The organism is Aeromonas diversa CDC 2478-85 (genome assembly GCF_000819805.1).
Lineage (GTDB): Bacteria > Pseudomonadota > Gammaproteobacteria > Enterobacterales > Aeromonadaceae > Aeromonas > Aeromonas diversa.
In genome coordinates this window covers 19,496-37,049 of record NZ_CDCE01000034.1, presented here as the reverse complement: position 1 = coordinate 37,049, position 17,554 = coordinate 19,496, and the positions used below count along the sequence as shown (strand labels likewise).

General features: G+C 58.8%; 14 protein-coding genes. 6 read left to right on the top strand and 8 right to left on the bottom strand.

The window, feature by feature from the left end; translation table 11 throughout:
- Positions 1 to 141 precede the first annotated feature (141 nt).
- Both BN1121_RS14450 and BN1121_RS14445 read right to left on the bottom strand, forming a co-directional pair.
- Entirely contained in the window at positions 142 to 2,610 is a 2,469-nt protein-coding gene (locus tag BN1121_RS14450; RefSeq protein WP_005351982.1) for a glycogen/starch/alpha-glucan phosphorylase, read from the bottom strand.
- Positions 2,611 to 2,956: 346 nt separating this feature from the next.
- A complete protein-coding gene (locus BN1121_RS14445; protein ID WP_005351980.1) occupies positions 2,957 to 3,151 on the bottom strand; it encodes a DUF4250 domain-containing protein in 195 nt (64 codons plus the stop codon).
- A gap of 166 nt (positions 3,152 to 3,317) precedes the next feature.
- On the opposite strand from BN1121_RS14445, the gene BN1121_RS14440 reads away from it, so the two are divergent.
- From BN1121_RS14440 to BN1121_RS14425, 4 genes are all read left to right on the top strand, one after another.
- Positions 3,318 to 3,755, top strand: coding sequence for a hypothetical protein (locus BN1121_RS14440; protein WP_005351976.1), 438 nt, complete (start codon positions 3,318 to 3,320; stop codon positions 3,753 to 3,755).
- Positions 3,756 to 4,051: 296 nt separating this feature from the next.
- Complete coding sequence (locus tag BN1121_RS14435) at positions 4,052 to 5,356, top strand: outer membrane protein transport protein (RefSeq protein WP_005351973.1); 1,305 nt, start codon at positions 4,052 to 4,054, stop codon at positions 5,354 to 5,356.
- Positions 5,357 to 5,595: 239 nt separating this feature from the next.
- Positions 5,596 to 6,879, top strand: coding sequence for an OmpP1/FadL family transporter (locus BN1121_RS14430; RefSeq protein WP_005351971.1), 1,284 nt, complete (start codon positions 5,596 to 5,598; stop codon positions 6,877 to 6,879).
- 87 nt (positions 6,880 to 6,966) lie between these two features.
- Complete coding sequence (locus BN1121_RS14425) at positions 6,967 to 8,175, top strand: EAL and HDOD domain-containing protein (protein ID WP_005351969.1); 1,209 nt, start codon at positions 6,967 to 6,969, stop codon at positions 8,173 to 8,175.
- On the opposite strand, the gene BN1121_RS14420 is transcribed toward BN1121_RS14425, so the two are convergent.
- Positions 8,172 to 9,338, bottom strand: a complete 1,167-nt coding sequence (locus BN1121_RS14420; RefSeq protein WP_005351968.1) for a thiolase family protein — start codon at positions 9,336 to 9,338, stop codon at positions 8,172 to 8,174. The genes BN1121_RS14425 and BN1121_RS14420 overlap by 4 nt on opposite strands.
- Before the next feature lie 120 nt (positions 9,339 to 9,458).
- Between BN1121_RS14420 and BN1121_RS14415 the strand changes: the two genes are divergently transcribed.
- On the top strand, positions 9,459 to 9,863 hold the full coding sequence (locus BN1121_RS14415) for a MerR family transcriptional regulator (RefSeq protein ID WP_005351967.1): 405 nt from the start codon (positions 9,459 to 9,461) through the stop codon (positions 9,861 to 9,863).
- A 28-nt stretch (positions 9,864 to 9,891) separates the two neighbouring features.
- Here BN1121_RS14415 and BN1121_RS14410 read toward each other — a convergent pair whose 3' ends face one another.
- The 4 genes from BN1121_RS14410 to sixA all read right to left on the bottom strand — a co-directional run bounded on the left by BN1121_RS14410 (position 9,892) and on the right by sixA (position 13,696).
- A complete protein-coding gene (locus BN1121_RS14410; RefSeq protein ID WP_043157424.1) occupies positions 9,892 to 11,136 on the bottom strand; it encodes a dicarboxylate/amino acid:cation symporter in 1,245 nt (414 codons plus the stop codon).
- Between the two features lie 204 nt (positions 11,137 to 11,340).
- Positions 11,341 to 12,594, bottom strand: a complete 1,254-nt coding sequence (gene sstT / locus BN1121_RS14405) for a serine/threonine transporter SstT (protein ID WP_005351965.1) — start codon at positions 12,592 to 12,594, stop codon at positions 11,341 to 11,343.
- A gap of 305 nt (positions 12,595 to 12,899) precedes the next feature.
- Positions 12,900 to 13,106 carry a DUF1107 domain-containing protein gene (locus BN1121_RS14400; protein WP_005351964.1) on the bottom strand — a complete coding sequence of 69 codons (207 nt, stop codon included), beginning with the start codon at positions 13,104 to 13,106 and terminating at the stop codon, positions 12,900 to 12,902.
- Positions 13,107 to 13,219: 113 nt separating this feature from the next.
- Positions 13,220 to 13,696 carry a phosphohistidine phosphatase SixA gene (gene sixA / locus BN1121_RS14395; RefSeq protein ID WP_005351963.1) on the bottom strand — a complete coding sequence of 159 codons (477 nt, stop codon included), beginning with the start codon at positions 13,694 to 13,696 and terminating at the stop codon, positions 13,220 to 13,222.
- A gap of 159 nt (positions 13,697 to 13,855) precedes the next feature.
- On the opposite strand from sixA, the gene BN1121_RS14390 reads away from it, so the two are divergent.
- Positions 13,856 to 16,633, top strand: coding sequence for an insulinase family protein (locus BN1121_RS14390; protein ID WP_005351962.1), 2,778 nt, complete (start codon positions 13,856 to 13,858; stop codon positions 16,631 to 16,633).
- Between the two features lie 224 nt (positions 16,634 to 16,857).
- Here BN1121_RS14390 and BN1121_RS14385 read toward each other — a convergent pair whose 3' ends face one another.
- The gene (locus BN1121_RS14385; protein ID WP_043598009.1) at positions 16,858 to 17,529 is read right to left on the bottom strand and encodes a thiopurine S-methyltransferase; all 672 of its coding nucleotides are present in this window, start codon (positions 17,527 to 17,529) and stop codon (positions 16,858 to 16,860) included.
- Between the last annotated feature and the right edge of the window lie 25 nt (positions 17,530 to 17,554).

Below are 17,554 nucleotides of genomic sequence, written 5' to 3'. Positions count from 1 at the left end.
TCCTCCAGGCGTCATTGATGACCACCCCTTATGGTGACCGACTTGCGGCTAAAGCGAGGCTCGGCCGCCTCAGGATCCATAAAAAAACCGAAACCCGGCTGGGTTTCGGTTGTATTTATATCGCTAACGCTCTAGCCGGGATCAGCCTACCTTGCAGCTCTTGAGACCCCAGATGCGCGCCACATAGTCTTCGATGGAGCGATCGGAGTTGAACTTGCCCATGGTGGCCGAGTTGATGATGGCCTTCTTCGCCCACAGAGACGGGTCACAATACCAAGTATCGATCTTGCGATGCGCCTCGGAGTAGGCCGCAAAATCGGCCAGCGCCAGGTAGGTGTCACCACCGTCAAGCAGAGCCCGCTTGATGGAGGAGAGCTCCCCCGGACGGCCCGGCGTGAAGTAGTCGGTATCGAACCAGTCCAGCACCGCCTTGATCTCGGAGTTGGCGTAGTAGAAGTCGTACGGGTTGTAGCCGCGCGCCTTCAGTGCCTTCACCTCGTCCACCGTCAGACCGAAGATGGCGCAGTTCTCTTCACCCGCCTCTTCGGCGATCTCGATGTTGGCGCCATCGAGGGTACCGATGGTAATGGCACCGTTGAGCGCCATCTTCATGTTGCCGGTACCGGAGGCTTCATACCCTGCGGTGGAGATCTGCTCGGAGACATCGGCCGCCGGGATCAGTTTCTCCGCCAGGCTGACGCGATAGTTGGGCATGAAGACCACCTTCAGCTTGCCCTTGATGCGGACATCGTTGTTGACCCGCTCGGCCACCTTATTGATGGCGTAGATGATGTCCTTGGCCAACTTGTAACCCGGCGCCGCTTTGGAGCCAAAGATGAACACCCGCGGATGCATGTCATAGTCCGGATCAGCCAGCAGACGGCGGTACAGGGCCATGATGTGCAGCAGGTTGAGCTGCTGACGCTTGTACTCGTGCAGACGCTTGATCTGGATATCGAAGATGGCCTCGGCGCTGACGTCGATCCCGGTCTCGGCCTTGATCACCTCGACCAGCTTCTCCTTGTTATGACGCTTGATGGTCATGAACTGCTTCTGGAACGCCTTGTCGTCGGCAAACTTGACCACAGAGCGCAGCAGATCCAGTTTGAGCGGCCACTCCTTACCCACCACCTCATCATAGAGGGCGGCCAGCTCGGGGTTACAGGCCAGCAGCCAGCGGCGGGGGGTGACGCCATTGGTCACGTTACAGAGCTTGTCCGGCCAGATCTGGTCGAACTCGGGGAAGAGATCTTCTTTGACCAGACGGGAGTGCACTTCGGCCACACCGTTGACCTTGTTGGAGCCGATGACGCACAGGTTGCCCATGCGCACCTTGCGGACATCCCCCTCTTCGATGATCGAGAGCTTGGCCTTGATGGCATCATTGCCCGGCCACATGGGCTCCACTTTCTCGGAGAGGAAACGGCTGTTGATCTCGTAGATGATCTCGAGATGACGGGGCAGCACGCGTTCGAAGAGGTAGACGGCCCACTTCTCCAGCGCCTCGGGCAGCAGGGTGTGGTTGGTGTAGGCAAAGACCCGGTAGCAGATGTCCCACGCCTTCTCCCACTGCAGATCCTCTTCATCCACCAACACCCGCATCAATTCGGGGATAGCGATGGTGGGGTGAGTATCGTTGAGCTGGATGGCTATCTGATCGGCAAAGTGACTGAAGTCATTGCCATGGGCGCGCTTGTAGCGACGCATGATGTCTTTGATAGAGCAGGCACAGAAGAAGTACTGCTGGATGAGACGCAGCTCCTTGCCGGCTTCGGTTTCATCGTTGGGGTAGAGCACCTTGGAGATGGTCTCGGCCTGGGCCTTTTCAGCCTGGGAGTCGAGGTAACCACCGGCGTTAAACACATCCCAATCGAAGAACTCAGAGGCGCGAGACTCCCACAGACGCAGGATATTGACGGTATGACCGCCAAACCCGACCACGGGGATATCCCAAGGCACCCCTTTGATCTTGCGACCGGCGTGCCACACCTTCTTCATGTGGCCATCATCGCAGAACACGGTTTCGACGTAGCCGTAGAGCGGGATCTCCTGCACCGACTCGGGGCGGCAGATCTCCCAGGGGTTGCCGTACTCACGCCAAGAGTCCGGACGCTCAATCTGGCGACCATCCTGGATCTCCTGACGGAACAGACCGTGCTCATAGTGGATACCGTAGCCGATGGCCGGGTAGCTCAGGGTGGCCAGGGAGTCGATGAAGCAGGCGGCCAGGCGACCCAGACCACCGTTACCGAGCGCCATGTCGGGCTCGCACTCACAGAGATCGCTGAGGTTCAGTCCGAGATCGGCCAGCGCCTCATCACAGACTTTATAAAGAGAGAGGTTATGCAGGTTGTTCGAGGTCAGCCGCCCCATCAGGAATTCGGCAGACAGGTAATGGATGGCGCGGGTGTCTTGCTTGAGGTGGGTCTGCTGGGTGCGCGTCAGGCGCTCATAGACCTGTTCGTTTACTGCGGCCGCAGTCGCCTTCCACCAGGACTCTTGAGAAGCCTTCTCTTCGCTGGTGCCGAGAGTGGAGCGCAGGTGACGAATGATGCTTGCCTTGAGCTGCTCCTTGTCCAGGAGAATATCGGTCTTCTTCTTGGTTGCCATAAGCTGTTCCCTTCGTTACTGAAATGCGGGGCCAATTTCCCGGCTCAAGCGAGTGAGTCAGTTATTATGTTCATCATGAAAACTGGCTGCGGGCATACTAACGAAACCAGTACGATGAAAAGTGAATCCAAGTCACACTTTAAGGGCCGAAAATGACAGGAAAATGATGAAAACCCTTTCTTTTCACCTCTCTGGTGGATTCTTTTTAATCCCTTCCAATTCAATTAGATATGAAAGCATTTTCGAGTGATTCGGCTGAATAGGTTTTCATAAAAACAACCCTAAAGGCCATTAATAAAACAGACAGCACCAATGTTAAAAAATGGTGCTGTCTATCCGGGTCATACTAGCGTCCCTTGAACTGGTTGCTGGCTGGGTCATAACGATACCCAATCTCCTGTAACCGACCGCTGAGCATCTCTTCATTCATACCGTAGTAGGAGAGCAGCTCCTCCAGGGAGTCGCACTCCAGCCTCAGCTTCTCATTGACGATCCCGAGCAAGATATTGGCATCCAGATGCCTGAGTTGACTTGCGTCCATGATGGCCCCTCCTGGCGTTACATGCGTCTATAACCATGGACACTCTCGGCGGTAGCAGCAAGCCGCTCATCCCACAGCGCTCACATTTTTAGCAATAGAGGTTGATCGAAGCGAAAGGACGAACTACTGTATGCACATACAGCTTGTTTTTATATACAGGTGAGATATGACCCAGTTTGCAGCTACCCGTCCCCTCTTCAATGCACTACAGCGCTGGCCCCTTAGCGGACGTTGCCAGCGCCAGGTCTCTCCCACAGAGCAAGCCGATATCGCGGACTTGCTCAAACGCACCCAGTTACATACCGGATGGATCCTGTTGCTGGCGCCACCCGGTGCCCCCAATAGCGCCGACCTGAAGTCGAAAGGCATTGACCCAACCCGCGTCCTGCACCTCCCACGCAGCCGGATAAAAAATTGGCAGGTCATCTTGGAAAAGAGCCTCGGCAACGGCTGCTTCAGCGCCGTATTAGGCTGGTTGCCCGAAGACATCAACCTCGATTTTCAACGCCTGGATCGCTCACGCCAGGCCACAGGCACCCTGATGCAGATCTTTGCTCCCCGCTTTGCTTCTCCGTTTGGGCAAGATATTTTTCAAAATCACTGAGAATTGGGGCGCCACTGGTCGCCCCTTTTTTAGCGCCAACGCCCGGCCAGCGCGCTGCTTCTGTGCAGCAGATCGACAATTTGCTCAGTAAACACCCACCACGAAAACAAAGTGTTAACAGTTCGTTATCTCTTGTGTATTCTCCCACTACTGGTCTGATTTCTTACCTCCTACCAGATCATTAGAATCATGCCGGTATTCAATGGGATATGAAGCTAAAAAACTAAGATCATGCCGCCATCTGAGCTGCACAGGCCCCTCATCGCCTGAAAAGATCAAAACCAAGAGAGACGAACATGACTAATGCCTCCTTCAAGAAGAGCCTGCTGGCCGCCGCCGTCGCCCTGGCCAGCACCCAGGCCCATTCGGCCGCGTTCCAGCTTAACGAGCACTCTGCTTCTGGCCTTGGCCGCGCCTACGCCGGTGAGGCTGCGGTGGCCGATAATGCCTCCGTTCTGTCCCGTAACCCGGCAGCCATGACCATGTTTGACAAAATGGCGGTCTCCGTCTCGGGTACCTATATCCATCCTGATGTGGACGTTGAGGGCAAGATCAACGGTGTGATCCCCGCAAGCGAGAAAGGCATTGCTCCGGACGCCTTTGTGCCGGCGGCCTACTTTATCCAGCCCCTCAAAGAGGATCTGGCCTGGGGTATCGCCATGTTCTCCAACTATGGCCTCTCTACCGAATACCCGGAGGCTTACCATGCCGGCTCTGCCGCAGGCAACACCGAGCTGCTGACTTTCAATATCAACCCCAACCTGGCCTACCGCGTCGCGCCGGGCTTTAGCCTCGGTGCCGGCATCAACCTCGTGTACGCCAAGGCAGAACTCAACCGCTTTGCCGGTGTACTCGCCCCGGTACTCTCTCAGAAAACCGGAATGCCGATCTCTGCCGACACCAACATCAGCCATATGAAGGGTGATGACTGGGGCCATGGCTGGAACGTGGGCGCCCTCTACGAATTCAACCAGGATAACCGCCTGGCCCTGACCTATCGCTCTCAGGTCAATATCAAGTTTAAGGGGGACTATAAGGGTCTCTCGACCATCGCCGCTGGCAAGCCGGGTAAAACCGTCGACGGCGAGCTGAATATGGAGCTGCCGGCTCAGGCCGAGTTTGCCGGCTACCATCGCCTCAACCCCCAGTTCGCAGTGCACTACTCCGTCAACTGGACCGACTGGAACGCCTTCCAGGAGCTGAAGGCCACCAGCGACAGTTGCGTCAGCAGTGACGGTGTCGGCGTATGCCTCAACAAGCCTGAGAAGTTTAAAGACTCCATGCGCTACGCCATCGGTGGCACCTGGTATCTCAACCCGAGCTGGGAAGCCCGCGTCGGCTTTGCCTACGACAACAGCCCGATCGAACCCGAATACCGCAGCCTGAGTATCCCCGACTCCGATCGTCTCTGGTACAGCGCCGGTGCCACCTACCATATCGATCAGGATATGAGTGTCGACTTCGGCATGGCGTATCTGGATGGTAAGGAAGTGGACGTCAACGAAGGGCTCGTCTCTCATGAAGATCAGTCCCTGCGCTGGAAAGGCACCTCCCACGGCAACGCCTTTATTGCGTCGGCCCAATTCAACATGAAATTCTAATTTCATGACTTTATCGAGGCGCCCTTAGGGGCGCCTTTTTTATGCACGAGATCCCGATTTCGGCGTACACATGTAGCGCACAAGTGTTCTCTTTTTCTTTTTTATCAAACTGTTAAGCATGCACTGAGCAGCAGTTGCTACTGTTTTGTGAGCCTCCTCACCGTTTTTGTTGCGATACTTGTCAGACCAGATAAAATCCCGCCGCAATAAAAACCACAATAGAAATGTCAGGGAGAGCTATGCGCACTTATATCAAACCGTCGATGATTGCCCTTGCCTTGGTGGCGAGCCAAGCCAACGCAGCCGGCTACCAGTTGGCCGAGCAGTCTGCCACCGGTCTCGGCCGCGCCTACGCCGGTGAAGCCGCCATCGCGGACAATGCCAGCGTCTTGGCGCGTAACGCCGGCGCCATCACCCGCCTCAACGCCCCCACAGTGTCAGGCGGCGTCATTTACCTGCGCCCCGATGTCAACATCAGCGGCCAAGTGCAGGACATTACCGGTACCAAGGGTGCAAACGCAGACGACATCGCCGATGCAGCCTGGATCCCGAACCTCTATTTCGTCACCCCGATCAACGAGCGCCTGAGCCTGGGTCTCTCCGCCGCCTCTCAGTACGGGCTCGGGATCGAGATGCCCCAAGGCTATGATGCCGGCCATTTTGGTAACATCTCCGACATCAGAACCGTGGACCTTGGTATGGCGCTGGCTTATCGCCTGAGCGATATGCTCTCTGTCGGCGCCGGACTCTCTCTCGTTCAGGGAGAGGGGGAAGTGGGTGGAACCTATCCCACCACACTGACCAACGGCCAGAGCGTGATTGCCAAACACGTCAAGGGCGATGGCAGCGAGCTGGGTTGGAATGCCGGTATCTTGCTGACGCCAACCGAACAGACCCGCATTGGTCTCTCCTATCGCAATGGGGTCAATCTGAAGCTCAAGGGTGACGCCACCGTCAGCAAACCGGTCGCACCGGGGAAATTTGTCACCATTAACGACGAAGGCAGCCTGGTCCTGCCGCTGCCGGCGACCTCCGAGCTGGCCTTCTACCACGCATTGAATGAGAGCCTGGCCCTGCACGGTAGCCTCAGCTGGACCGACTGGAGCAAGTTTGAATCTCTGACTGCCAATCTCGACCGCCTGGGCACCCTGCCCATCAAGGAGGAGCATTGGGAAGACAGCTGGCGCTACTCGCTCGGGATGACCTATCAACTGGCGCCCAAGTGGCAACTGCGGTCGGGACTGGCCTACGATCAGAGCCCGGTGCCGGCCGATCGCCGCACCATCTCCATCCCCGATGCCGATCGCATCTGGTATAGCGCCGGCCTCGGTTATCGCTACAGTGACGCCCTCACGGTGGATCTGGGTCTGACCTTTATCGACGGCAAACGCGTCAGCGTGCATGAGAGCCTGAGCCAGCCGGTGGTGATCAATGGTCAACCGATGACCTATCGCTCCGATTTCAACGGCTACTCCGAGGGTGATGCCTGGTTGGCCGGGGTACAGGCCAGCTATCGGTTCTAACCACTCCTCATACCAGCGCCCGGTCGGGCGCTGGTACACTCCCCTGCTACGCCATACAATCTGTGTGACTCTTAGTGCGGAGGCACCATGTACTCCTATGTCGCCAGGCAGCCAATCCTCGATGCGCAGCAGCGCACCCATGCCTACGAACTGCTGTTTCGAGACAGCCTCAGCAATGTCTTTCCCGATATTTCGTCCAGCACGGCCACGACCCAGCTGGTCGTCGAGCAGTTTCTGCATCAGAACATTGACCAGCTATTGGCTGGCAAGGTGGGACTGATCAACTTTACCCATGAGCTTCTGCTATCCGGACTGGCCGAATGTCTACCGCAGGACAAGGTGATCATTGAGATCCTGGAAGATACGGCCCCTGATGAGGCCTTGTTGCAGAAGGTGATCGAACTCAAGGGACTCGGCTACCATCTTGCCCTTGATGACTTCACCCTGGATCCGGGCTGGGAGCCATTCCTGCCCTATATCGAACTCATCAAGTTTGATCTGCGCTCCACCTCCATGCTGCAGATCCGCCGCTTCATCCACCAACACCGCCACCTTGCACTCACCTACCTGGCCGAGAAGGTCGAAACCCAGGAAGAGTTCGAACGGGCCAAGGCGGCAGGCATCTCCCTGTTTCAGGGTTACTTCTTCAGCCGCCCCGAACTGGTCAAACGTGCCAGCCTCAAGCCCTCACAGCTGGTGGTCATGCAGCTGTTGCACGCGGTCAACCAGCCAGAAATCGACCTCAACCGGGTCGAGCGACTGCTCAGTCAGGACATATCTCTCTCGCTCAAACTGCTGCGTTATGTGAATTACCTCAAGCGAGGTGCCGGTGCCATCTCCTCATTCAGGCAGGCGGCCATCTACCTGGGGAACGCCCAACTGCGCCGTTTCGTAGCGCTGGTGGCGGCCGGTAATGCGGGGGTGGGTAAGAGTGACGAGCTCTATCAGATGTCCCTTATCCGGGCTCGTTTCTGTGAACTGTTGGCCGAGAGCCAAGGCCAGACGGGCACCTCGGAAGCCTTCATGGCGGGGCTATTTTCGTTGCTCGATGTGTTGATGGAGCAGCCCATGGTCAGCCTGCTGGAGTCAATCCCGCTCGCTCCAGCGATCAAAGCCGCCTTGCTGGAGCGTCAGGGGCCGCTTGGCATCTATCTGCAGACCGCCGAGGCGTGTGAGCAGGCCGATTGGCCTGCTCAGGCTCGCTATGCCACCACCCTGCGGATGAGCGATGAAACTCTCTCCCAGAACTATCTCACCTCGACCATCTGGGTCAGTCAGTTGATGGCCCCCGACTAGAGCAGCTCAACCGCCAGCGCCGTCGCCTCACCGCCACCGATACAGAGTGATGCCACACCGCGGCGAGCACCCCGGCGATGCAGGGCATGGATCAGGGTCACTAGGATCCGCGCCCCGCTCGCTCCCAGGGGATGACCTAGTGCACAGGCTCCCCCATGCACGTTGACCCTGTCATGGGTGAGATCCATCGCCTTCATGGCCAGCATGGGCACCATGGCAAAGGCCTCGTTGATTTCAAACAGATCCACGTCGTGACTGCGCCATCCCAGTTGTTCGAGCAGTCTGGCCATGGCACCGATGGGTGCTGTCGTGAACGCAGCCGGCGCGGCAGCATGGGTGCAGTAACCACAAATCTTCGCCAGCACAGGCAGACCCCGGCGCTTTGCCTCATCCCGGCTCATCAGAAGCAGCCCCGCCGCACCGTCGGAAATCGAGCTGGCATTGGCCGCCGTGATGGTCCCACCGGCCCCGAATGCGGGCTTGAGATGGGGGATCTTCTCCGGCTTGGCCTTGCCGGGTTGTTCGTCCACCTCGAGCAGGGTCACGCCCTTGTCGTCGGTGACCCTGACCCACTCAGAGGCAAACGCCCCCTCTTCGATGGCCTGACGAGCCCGCGTCAGTGAGGCGATGGCATACTCGTCCATCTCGGCACGCCCCATGTTCTGCTCATCGGCCACTCGCTGGGCATAGTGTCCCATCAGGTGCCCCTCATAGGCATCCTGCAGTCCGTCGAGAAAGAGATGATCGAGCAGGCTCTGATGACCCATGCGAAGACCGGAGCGCGCCTTGTCGATGAGATAAGGGGCACGGCTCATGCTTTCCATGCCACCGGCAAGGGCAATCCGGCTCTCGCCGAGACGGATCTGATCGGCTGCCACCATGACGCTTTTCATCCCCGAGCCACACACCTTGTTGATGGTGGTACAAGGCACGCTCTCGGCTAGCCCGCCCAACAGGGCCATCTGACGGGCAGGAGCCTGACCCAGTCCCGCCGAGAGCACATTGCCGGCATAGAGCTCATCGACGGCATCGGCGCGCAAGCCACACTGCTCGAGCAGCGCCCGCACCACGGCAGCCCCCAACTCGGGAGCACTGAGGGCCGACAAGGCCCCCATAAAGCTGCCCATCGGTGTACGACGGGCCGCAACGATCACCACTTCCATGTTTGCACCTCCATGTTTACATTCTCACAACATTACCATTAATCCCTTGCCAGACAAGCGGTTGCGCCAGCATGTCAGTTTCGGTAAGGTGCCATGCAAAATTGACACACCGCGAACATCATGGGAAAGAAGGAAGAGAGCTACACCATCAGCGAGCTGGCACGGGAGTTTGATATCACCACCCGCAGCATTCGCTTCTACGAAGATCAGGGGTTATTGCAGCCAACCCGGCGCGGCCAGAGCCGCATCTACAGCCGTCAGGACAGGGTTAGACTCAAGCTGACCTTGCGCGGCAAGCGTTTGGGCTTCAGCCTGGCCGAGATACGTGCCCTGCTCGATCTCTACGAGACCGACAAGAGCAGCCGCACCCAGCTCACGACCATGCTCACCATGATAGAGAGCCATCGCGTTGGCCTGCGTCAACAGATGGAGGATATCCGGCAGGTATTGCAAGATCTGGAGGCGGCCGAGCAGCGCTGCAAGAGCGCGCTGACGGCACTCGGTGAAGAGCCGGAGCCGAAATAGAAGAAGGGGCCATCAGGCCCCTTCTCTGTTATGCCGCCTTGTTCCAGCGATTGGGATCAAACTCCGGACTGTACTTGTCGACGATCACGGCGCAGGCTGCGTCACCCGTGATGTTGAGTGCGGTGCGCACCATGTCGAAGATACGGTCGAGAGCAAACAGCAGGGGCAGACCCTCGATGGGGATCCCCGCAGCCAGCAGCACGGCCACCACCAGGAAGGTCGGGCCCGGCACGCCAGCCTGACCGATCGCCCCCAGAGTGGAGGTAATGATGATGGCCGCCCAGGCCCCCATGCTCAGATCGATTTGGAACACCTGAGCGAAGAAGATGGCGACCAGACCGTAGTAAATGGCGTTACCGCTCATGTTGATGGTGGCGCCAAGGGGCAGCACGAATGCGGCGGTAGCATTGGTCACCTTCAACTCCTTCTCGACCACTTCCATGGTGACCGGCAGGGTCGCCATTGAGGAGGCGGTGGAGAAGGCCACGACCTGGGCCTTCTTCATGGCGCTGATGTAGCGCATGACAGGGGTATCCGAGAGCAGGGCCACCAGCGCCGGATAGACCACGAAGCCATAGACAAGGATGGCCGCCACGTAGACCACAAACAGCTTCATGACGATGGTCAGCACGTCAAAGCCATAGGTACCGATGGCATCGGCCATCAGGCCAAAGACCCCGAGTGGAGCTATCAGCATCACCTTGTTGATCATCCAGACGAAGGCATCGACCAGGGTGTTCATCCCGTCGATGAGCGGCTTGGACTTCTCACGCGGCTGCTTGGCGATGGCAATCCCGAGGAAGAGGCAGAAGACCAGGATCTGCAGAATGTTGGCCTGGGTCAGCGACTCAAAGACGTTGGTCGGGATCATGCCCAGCAGGGTACTGACCGCATCGGGCAGCACGCCTTTATCGGCATACTCGGCCGAGAACATGCCCTCGACGCTGGAGAGATCGACGCCCACCCCCGGCTGGAACAGCTGCCCCATCACCAGCGCCAGCAGCACGGCCAAGGCCGAGGTGATGAGGAAGAAGGCCAGGGTAGTGGCTCCGATCTTGCCTGCCGCCGGGCTGGCACCCAAGTTCGCCGCTCCCGAGATGATGGCGACCGCCACCAAGGGGATCACCAGCATCTTGATGAGCTGAATGAAGAGGTTACCCAGGGGGGCAAAGAGTGTCGCCTGCTCCCCCATCGCCGCCCCCACGGCGGCCCCCAGCACCATGGCGACCATTACCTGGAAGCCGATATTCTTAACAAGCCCTTTTGATAACACAGGATGTTCCTTGCTACTTGTTATTAACATTAATAGATGTATTGACTGACAAGGGCGTTGAACTCCTGTCCAACGCCCCGCAGCGGTGCTTTATCGCACATTTAAATGCTAAATAAAATGGAGGGTTTCGAATAAACGCGCTATTGATTTTACGAACAGTTTAAACAGATTCGTTCGCATCGTTATCGCGTCTTTCGACCGCCATCAGGCCTCACCCACCACCTCGGTGGATGACTCGAGCAGCGACTTGTCTTCGGCCATGCAGGTGGCTGCGGTGAAGAGCACATCGGTGGAGCTGTTCAAGGCAGTCTCTGCGGAGTCTTGCAGCACACCGATGATGAAGCCGACCGCCACTACCTGCATGGCGATGTCGTTGCCAATCCCAAACAGGCTACAGGCCAGCGGGATCAGCAGCAGAGATCCACCCGCAACCCCTGAGGCACCACAGGCGCTCACGGTCGCGACCACAGAGAGCAGCAGGGCTGTGGCAATATCCACCTCGATCCCCAGCGTGTGCACGGCGGCCAGGCTGAGCACTGTGATGGTGATAGCAGCGCCGGCCATGTTGATGGTGGCACCCAGGGGGATGGAGACCGCATAGGTATCCTCCGGCAGGCGCAGCTTCTCACACAGGGTCATGTTGACCGGAATGTTCGCCGCTGAGCTGCGGGTAAAGAAGGCGGTCAGGCCGCTCTCGCGCAGGCAGGTGAATACCAGCGGATAGGGGTTGCGACGGATCTTCAAGAAGACGATGAGCGGGTTCACCACCAAGGCGATGAACAGCATGCTGCCGAGCAGCACCGCCAGCAACTGGGCATAACCGAACAGGGCATCGAAACCGGTCTCAGCCAGGGTGGAAGAGACCAGCCCCAGGATCCCCAGCGGGGCACAGCGAATCACGGCCTTCACAATCCAGGTCGTGGCGTGGGAGAGATCGATGATCACCGCCTTGGTGCTCTCACTGGCGTGACGCAGGGCGATACCCAGGGCGATGGCCCAGGCCAGGATCCCGATGTAGTTCGCCTCAAGCAGCGCCTTCACCGGGTTGGTCACCACGTTGAAGAGCAGGGTCTGCAGCACCTCGGTGATCCCGCCCGGGGGGGAGAGCTCGGCACTGTTGGCCACCAGATGGAGGTTGGAGGGGAAGAGGAAGCTTGCGATCACCGCCACCAGCGCGGCGGAGAAGGTACCCAGAATATAGAGCACCAGAATGGGTTTCATGTTGCTCTTCTGGCCCTGCTTGTGGCCAATGATGGCCGACATGACCAGCACGAAGACCAGCACGGGCGCTACCGCCTTGAGACCCCCGACGAAGAGGGAACCCAGCAGACCGACAGACTTGGCCAGTTCAGGGGCGAAGGAGGCGAGCAAGATACCTAAGACCAGACCGACCAGGATCTGGCTAATGAGGCTGGTGCTGTTGATAAGCCTCAGCAGGGGGTGTTGTTGTTTTGTCATCGTCATCGAATCCATGAGCACAGACAGGCGATGTCCTTGCCGCGACCCAGGCATTGCGCTGCAAGTGGACAGAGGGGGCGCTCCCGCCCCCCTACGCACCGTCTGAGCGATATTATTGTGTCACTTCAGCCTGAGCCAAAGCACTATCCCACCAACTTGGTGGGATTTCCACAAGAAAAAAGCAGGTTCGACTAATGGAGATTAAAAAACCAGATTGTTATCTCAAAATAACAACAGCAACCAGATTGCAACAATCCTATCTCGAGCCCCGGAAACGAACCAGGGCCCCGATGGGGCCCTGGTGCTTAGGCGGCTTCCACATGCAATCGGTCAATCATCTCGTTGACCTCCTGCACCGTGAGTCGGTGGGGTTCATCGGGCCGGGGCGGCATGAGCAGATGCCCCCCCTCGAAGTCAAAACGCCCTCGTCCGTGAACATAAATCCGCCCCTTGAAAAAGGTTTTGACATGCTTGGCAATCATCAAAGGCAGATACTTCTTAAACACGCGCATGCGATATCACCCTCGTTAGTTCTACTCAGTTGACCACAGCGTCTGCGATAAAGTTCTGATTGTTTGGTTTTAAATTCTAATTATTTTAATCATGCCAAATTTGCAACCGAATGTTACGAATTTGTTTCCTTGATTGTATGCGGCCCTTCGAGCCAACGCAACACCCCTCGTCCCTCATCAAACTCGATGCACGCCAGCCCAGAGGTGGCAAACAGGGGGGCCTCGTGGCCGGGGCAGAGGGCATGGACCAGATAGCCGACCAGCGGAAGGTGGCTCACCACCAGCAGGCTCTCGACCTCACCGGACAAGGCCTCCAGATAACTGGCGACCCGCACCGCATCCCCATAGGGCGTGATCTCGTCACTCTCTTCGACAACCGAGACCTCGGGGAGTTCGCTGCATATGGCGAGCCACGTCTCCCTCGCTCTCAGATAGGGGCTGTGGATCACGCGATCCAGACGGGAAAGTTGGGGAGCCAACCAGCGAGCCATCTGCACAGACTCCTGGATCCCCTGCTCGGTGAGAGGACGGGTTTCATCACTCTTGGCGTTCATGCCGGCCTGGCCGTGACGCATGATGTAGATTTTCATTACTACCTCGCCCATCGGGCCTATGGAATGCGCGGGGGATCTTACCCTGCCTCATTGAGTGAAACAATTGCACCAAGTCGCAGAAAAGGGTTTGCCTCACCTTGGGCAGAGGTCAATAATTGTCTTTAGTTCCCAAACACTTGCGTATCGGATCCCACTATGACGCCCCTTGTCAGCCCCAATGACGACCGACTCTACCGCTACCTTGTGCTCGACAACGGCCTGAGGGTGCTGCTCATCGAAGATCCGGACGCCGACAAGTCGGCGGCGTCGATGGCCGTCAATTGCGGTCACTTCGATGATCCCGCCGATCGGGAAGGAATGGCCCACTTTCTCGAGCATATGCTGTTTCTCGGCACCCGGGATTTTCCCAAGGCGGGGGAGTACCAGCAATTTATCAGCCGCCACGGGGGCAGCAACAACGCCTGGACCGGGACCGAATACACCAATTATTACTTCGACATCGACGATGATTACCTGGCGCCGGCGCTTGAGCGCTTCGCCCAGTTCTTCATCTCCCCCACCTTCACCCCCGAACTGGTGGACAAGGAGCGCAACGCCATCGACTCCGAGTATCGCCTCAAGTTGCAAGACGACGTGCGCCGCAGCTATCAGGTACACAAGGAGACGGCTAACCCCGCACACCCCTTTGCCAAGTTCTCGGTGGGTAATCTGGAGACCCTGGCCGATCGACCGGGGCGAGCCCTGCGTGGCGAACTGCTCGATTTTTACGAGCGCCACTACAGCAGCGACCGCATGGCGCTGGTGCTGCTCGCCCCCCGCCCCCTCGATGAGTTGCAGGCCTTTGCCGTTGACCTCTTTACACCCGTCTTGAATCGCAATCTGGGCGCCCCGGCGATCGCCGAGCCCCTCTATCGCCCCGACGATCTGGCCATCCGCATCGAGATAGCCCCGGTCAAGGAGAGCCGCCGCCTCTCGGTGGTCTTCCCCCTGCCGAACCTGGATCACCTCTATCGTCAAAAGCCCCTCACCTTCCTGAGTCACCTCATCGGCGACGAAAGCAAGGGGAGCCTGCTGGCCCTGCTCAAGCGGTTAGGCTGGTGCAATCAGCTCTCGGCGGGTAGCGGAGTGAGCGGCAGCAACTTCAAGGACTTCTGCGTCACCTTTGCCCTCACCCCCCAGGGGCTCGAGCGGGTGGACGAGATAGTCGAGCTGCTGTTTGGCTATCTGGCGCTGGTGCGCCGCCACGGTCTCGAGCCGTGGCGCTACGAGGAGAAGCGCTGGGTGCTCGAATCGGCCTTCCGCTTTCAAGAGCGTGGACGCCCCATCGACACCGTATCGGGGCTGGTGCTGAACCTCTTCGTCTATGCCCCCGAGGATCTGCTCTACGGGGACTACATGATGACGGGATGCGATCCGGCGCAGCTCGCCGACCTGATGGATGCCTTTACCCCGGATAACATGAGGCTGGTCGTCACGGCCCCCGAGGCGCGGGTCGACCGCCACGCCCCCTGGTATCACACCCCTTATGGCGTGACTGCCCTGCCTGCGGACCAATGCCAGATCTGGCGCGAGGCCCTGCCCCACCCCGAGCTGGCCCTGCCCGAGCACAACCCCTTTATCTGTCAGCGCCTGAGTGCCCGGCTCCCGGCCCTCTCCACCGATATTCCGGTCCCCCTCATCGATCGCCCCGGGTTTCGCCTCTGGCACCTGCACGATGGCCACTACCGGGTGCCCAAGGGTAACCTCTATGTGGCCTTCGATAGCGAGCATGCGGTCAAAAGCCCGCGCCATATCGCCATGGCGCGTCTGGCGGTGGAGCTGCTGAGCGATCACCTAGGCGCCCTCACCTACCAGGCAGAGCTGGCCGGCCTCTCATACCAGCTCTACGCCCACCAGGGGGGCTTCTCCATCGCCATCCAGGGGTTCTCGGAGCATCAGCTCGCCCTGCTCGACATGATTCTCTCCAACCGCACCCTGGGTTACCCGGATCCCGAGCGTTTCAAGGAGATCAAGGAGGCGCTCATCCGCAACTGGGAGAATCAGGCCCACAGTCGCCCAATAAGCCAGCTCTTTAACCAGCTCACCTCCTTGCTGCAGCCCAACAATCCCCCCTTCGAGCAGCTGTTGCCCCACCTCAGGGCCACCGAGCTTGGGGACATGCCCGAGTTTGTCGCCAGCCTGTTTCAGGAGATCCACGTGGAGTGCCTGGCCCATGGGGACTGGCTCGAGGATGAGACGATGGCCCTGGCCGCCCTGCTCGAGCGTCACCTCGCCCCCTACAGCCAGCCGAGCCGCGAGACCCGCCGCCGCCTGATCGACATCGGCGGGCGTGGCACCCTCATTCGCGAGCACGGCTGCGAACACGCCGACTCGGCCTTGCTGGTCTACTACCAGTCGCGCACCACCCGCCCCAGGGATATCGCCTGCTTCACCCTGGCCAACCACATCATGTCGTCCACCTTCTTTCACGAGTTGCGCACCCGTCAGCAGCTCGGCTATGTGGTGGGTAGCGGCAACCTGCCCTTGAATCGCCACCCGGGCCTCATCTTCTATATTCAATCGCCGGTGGCCGGACCCCAGATCCTGCTCGATGCCATCGAGGAGTTTATCGATCTCTTCCCGCTCGCCATGCTCGAGCTGACCGAGGCCCAGTGGCAGGCGAGCAAGGTGGGATTGCAGGCGCAGCTCTCCGAGCGCGACGCCAACCTGCGTACCCGAGGACAGAGGCTGTGGGTCAGCATCGGCAACAAGGATTGGGGATTCGATCAACGCGAGCGGGTACATGATGAAGTCGGGCAGCTCACCCGTGCCGATCTCATCCGCTTTATCACCCGGCTGCGCTCACGCACTTCGGATCGCGTGATCCTCTGCAGTTACGGCCAGGGGCATCAGCACGACGAGCGCATCGAGGGGCGTCTCATCGACGATACTCGTGCGTTTCGCTTGAACGCCCGCAAGTTCTATAACCTCTGAGTGTATGGACACGCCGCCTGCGCGGCGTTTTCTGGACGAGCACCCAAGAAAAAGCCGACCCTTTGGGTCGGCTGGAAATACCACATTAAATACGGCTTGGCCGCAAAGTGAACATGAGCGTGAAAATCAGACACCGATTGTGTCGGGCAGCCTGGCTGCCACGATGCCAACAGTGATTGAGAAACAGGCTCATCATAGGGAGTTGGGGCGGCAGCGGCGTTGATCTATATCAAAGGTGGTAGCGTCTTGTTGGCACGCCGCACCAGGCGATAACAGACCTCATCGAAATAGGAGAGCTGACCGCTCGCTACCCTGGGGTGATCCCCCTCGCGCTGACGCCCCAGCACGGTGACCGCGAAGTGAGGCTCAAACAGGCGACGCACCTCGAGCTCGCTCACCGAGAAGGGGGGCTCTCGCTGAGGATCGGGCTGATATTCCACCGTCACCAGAAGGATCTCTCCCCCCTCGACCACCATGCGGGCCAGCTGCTGGGCGTATTGCAGGCGCAGCGGGGCTGGCAAGGCAATCAGCGACGCCCTGTCATAGACCAGCCGATAGCGCTGCTCCAACTGCCAGGCGGCGAAGAAGTCCCCCTGATAGAGGTGCAGATCCCCGTGGGAGAAACGGCGATAAGGCCCCTCTTCGGCGCACGCAGGGGTCCACCCCTGCTCGCTGAAAAACTGCTCGACGGCGAGCGGCGAAAGCTCGAAACCGTGGACCTCATGGCCCTGCTCGCACAGCCACACCATGTCGCGGGACTTGCCGCACAGGGGCACCAGCACAGGCTGATCCATGCGCTGGGCCGCCCACCAGGTCTTAAGCCAACCGTTAAAATCGCTCTGATGGAACCCGATCCGGTTCTCTTCCCAACGCTGATGCCAGAACGCAGCTTCCATCGTCTCTCTCCATCGCAGTGAAACG